Genomic DNA, 3,441 nt, shown 5'->3' on the forward strand with positions numbered 1-3,441 from the left:
CCCCTCCGCCATTCTTGAATCCGCTCTCTACGTCACCGATTTGCCAGCCGCTGAAGCCTTCTACACCGACATCCTCGGCCTCCCCCTCCTCGGCAAGGTCGAAGGCCGCCATCTCTTCTTTCGCTGTGGCCCCGGCGTGTTGCTCGTCTTCAACGCCGAGGCGACGAAAGTGCCGCCCGCACCTGATGCCCGGCTACCGGTGCCGCCGCATGGCACGGTCGGCGAAGGTCATCTCTGCTTTGCGGCAACCGCCGACGAAATCGCCGGCTGGAAAGCGCATCTGGCGGCGAAAAGAATCGCCATCGAAAGCGAATTCGGATGGCCGCAAGGCGGCCGTTCGATCTATATACGCGACCCCTCGGGCAATTCGATCGAGTTCGCCGAGCCGAGAATCTGGGGCCTTTGATGCATACTCTTGATGGCAGGAAGATCGTCGTTGCCAGCCACAATGCCGGCAAGCTGCGCGAATTCGCCGATTTGATGGGGCCGTTCGGCTTCGAGGCCAAATCGGCCAAGGACTATGGCCTGCCGGAGCCGGACGAAACCGGCACCACCTTCGAGGAAAACGGCTACATCAAGGCGCTGGCCGCCGCACAGGCGACCGGCCTGCCGGCGCTGTCGGACGATTCCGGCCTTTGCGTCGACGCGCTCGACGGCGCCCCCGGCGTCTACACCGCCAACTGGGCCGAAACCCCGGACGGTTCGCGCGATTTCGCCATGGCCATGCAGCGCACCGAAGTGGCCTTGCAGGAAGTCGGCGCCGCCTCGGCCGAACAGCGCAAGGGCCGCTTTGTCGCCGTCATCTGCCTCGCCTTCCCCGATGGCGAGGCTGAATATTATCGCGGCGAGGCCGAAGGCACGTTGGTCTGGCCGCCGCGTGGCGAGCTCGGCTTCGGCTACGATCCGGTGTTTTTGCCCGATGGTTTCGAAAAAACGTTTGGCGAGATGAGCGCCGAGGAAAAGCACGGCTGGAAACCCGGCCAGGCGACAGCGCTGTCGCACCGCGCCCGCGCCTTCCAGAAATTCGCCAAAGCGAGATTGGGAGAGGCATGAGCATGCTGCTCGACCGGACGCCCGGCTTCGGCGTCTACATCCATTGGCCGTTCTGCGCGGCCAAGTGCCCTTACTGCGACTTCAACAGCCATGTCCGCCACCAGCCGGTCGACCAGGAGCGCTTTGCCGCCGCCTTCGAGGCGGAACTGGCGACGATGCGCCAGCGCACCGGGCCGCGCGACGTGACCAGCATTTTCCTCGGCGGCGGCACGCCGTCGCTGATGAAGCCCGAAACCGTGGCCAGGGTGCTGGACGCCGTGGCGAAGAACTGGACGGTGCCTGACGGTATCGAGGTGACGCTGGAGGCCAACCCGTCCTCGGTCGAGGCCGAACGGTTTCGCGGCTACCGGGCGGCGGGCGTCAATCGCGTCTCGCTCGGCGTGCAGGCGCTGAACGACAAGGATTTGCGCTTCCTCGGCCGGCTGCACAATGTCGACGAAGCGCTGCACGCCATCGGCCTGGCCCGAGAGATCTTTCCGCGCCTGTCCTTCGACCTGATCTATGCCCGCCCCGGCCAGACGCCGGAAGACTGGCAGGCCGAGCTCGAACAGGCGATCAGCCATGCCGCCGACCATCTGTCGCTCTACCAGCTGACCATCGAGGAAGGCACCCCGTTCCACGCGCTGCATGCGGCGAAGAAATTCATCATCCCCGACAACGACCACGCCGCCGACCTCTATGCGCTGACGCAGGAGATCACCACGGCGCATGGCCTGCCGGCCTATGAGATTTCCAACCATGCCAGGCCGGGTGCGGAGAGCCGGCACAATCTGACCTACTGGCGCTATGGCGAATATGTCGGCGTCGGCCCCGGCGCGCATGGCCGCTTCGTCGAGCATGGCCGCCGCACGGTGACGATCGCCGAGCGGATGCCGGAAACCTGGGCCAATCTCGTCGAGGCCAAGGGCCATGGCGTCACCGGTGGTGAAATCCTGACCCGCTCGGAAGAGGCCGACGARTTCCTGCTGATGGGGCTGCGTCTGGCCGAAGGCATCGACCTCTCGCGCTACGAGGCGTTTTCCGGCCGCGGCCTGTCGAGCGCGCGGCTGTCGGTGCTGCAGGGCGAGGGGCTGGTGGCGCCGATCGGCAATGCGCGGCTGCGCGCCACGCCGGCCGGCATGATCGTGCTCGACGCCGTGGTCGCGGACCTGGCGCGCTAGGCCAAAAGGTAGTTTCTGCTCAGGCAAAGACACTGTGGGCTTGGCTGAAAACCATTACGCTGTTTCCGATGTGGGTGCGCCATGAAGTATCTGATCCATGAGACGTTGCGCACGGTGAACACGGATGATGTCTTCGAGTTTGGATTGACCGAAATTTCGAAGCCACAGGCCGACGAGGATTTTTATCAAGCCGATGCAGTAATTATCAAAAATCAGAAAATTATATCGAGACACAAGCCCTCAGGCATGACTGAGTTCGATGTAATTCGGAATTTTCTTGCTTATGTCGGCATAAATCTGAGGGCACTGCCGCGCGAGCACGCGGTGGAGTTTGAACTCTACGGGTTGACGCTTGACCAGTACATACCGCTGACCAAGTCGATACGCGAAATGTTCGATGAGTAGTGCCGAAGCCGCAAGGTCGCTGAACCAGGAAGCCACGAGCTGGTGAAAAACGTCCTCTTCGTCTGCAGTCAGAACCGTTTGCGCAGCCCGACCGCGGAGCAGGTGTTTTCCACGCGCCGGGATATCGAGGTTGCGTCGGCCGGGACAAACCATGATGCCGACACGCCGCTGACGCATGAGTTGGTGGAGTGGGCCGACATCATCTTCGTCATGGAAAAGGCGCACCGCACCAAGCTGCAGAAGAAATTCAAGACGAGCTTGAAAAAGGCCCGCGTCATCTGTCTCGACATACCGGACGATTACGAATTCATGGATTTGGAGCTGATTGAGCTTCTGAAGGCGCGTGTTTCACGGTATCTGGGCTGAACCAGACCTTCGTCATCCTCGGGTCTGCGCCGCGTCGTTTCGCTCAGGATGACGAAACGAGAGCAATCGCGGCGGGCGCTATGGTCAGGCGTCGTGCTTGAAACGGCGCTTGCCGCGATCCTTCTCGGCATGCGCCGTTCCGTTCCGGGCCGGTTTGGCGTCGGCCYTTTCGCGGCGAACGCTGTGCTGGTCGTTCATAGGATGCGGGGGCACGCCGTCTCTGGCGCTCTTTGTTTCAAGACGGGTGATGAATATATCGAAGCGATTGGGCATCGTCCGGTCAGTGCTCCGTCGTGCTGTCGGGTTCGTTGTCGGAAAGCCTGACATTCGTCGGCAAGGCGGTTTTCGCCTGCTTGGTGAGGCTGGTGTCGGTCTTGGCTGGCAGGCGCTTGTCCCTGGCGGCGGCAAAGCGCTTGCGGCCGGCATAGTAAGGCTCGAAAGCATCCTGTATCTTAAG

Annotated in this window: 6 protein-coding genes; 5 read left to right on the forward strand and 1 reads right to left on the reverse strand. The window is 62.4% G+C overall.

The annotated features are described in order from the left end of the window. The 5 genes from AC1DX0_RS33105 to AC1DX0_RS33125 all read left to right on the forward strand — a co-directional run. Positions 1-406, forward strand: a 406-nt coding sequence (locus AC1DX0_RS33105) for a VOC family protein (RefSeq protein WP_477358580.1), incomplete at its 5' end; no start/stop codon positions are given. After that, the gene (gene rdgB, locus AC1DX0_RS33110) at positions 406-1,053 is read left to right on the forward strand and encodes an RdgB/HAM1 family non-canonical purine NTP pyrophosphatase (RefSeq protein WP_477219019.1); all 648 of its coding nucleotides are present in this window, start codon (positions 406-408) and stop codon (positions 1,051-1,053) included. The genes AC1DX0_RS33105 and rdgB, both read left to right, overlap by 1 nt. Further along, positions 1,050-2,213: a radical SAM family heme chaperone HemW gene (hemW, locus tag AC1DX0_RS33115; RefSeq protein ID WP_477219018.1), complete on the forward strand. Its 1,164-nt coding sequence runs from the start codon at positions 1,050-1,052 to the stop codon at positions 2,211-2,213. The genes rdgB and hemW overlap by 4 nt, the downstream gene beginning before the upstream one ends. Before the next feature lie 81 nt (positions 2,214-2,294). After that, a complete protein-coding gene (locus AC1DX0_RS33120) occupies positions 2,295-2,618 on the forward strand; it encodes a hypothetical protein (protein WP_477219017.1) in 324 nt (107 codons plus the stop codon). Positions 2,619-2,660: 42 nt separating this feature from the next. Next, positions 2,661-2,984 (forward strand): low molecular weight protein tyrosine phosphatase family protein, encoded by a 324-nt coding sequence (locus tag AC1DX0_RS33125; RefSeq protein ID WP_477219016.1) that lies wholly within the window; start codon positions 2,661-2,663, stop codon positions 2,982-2,984. A gap of 84 nt (positions 2,985-3,068) precedes the next feature. Here AC1DX0_RS33125 and AC1DX0_RS33130 read toward each other — a convergent pair whose 3' ends face one another. Then, a complete protein-coding gene (locus AC1DX0_RS33130) occupies positions 3,069-3,257 on the reverse strand; it encodes a hypothetical protein (RefSeq protein ID WP_477358582.1) in 189 nt (62 codons plus the stop codon). Between the last annotated feature and the right edge of the window lie 184 nt (positions 3,258-3,441).

This window comes from Mesorhizobium sp. P3_A9, from assembly GCF_056402975.1.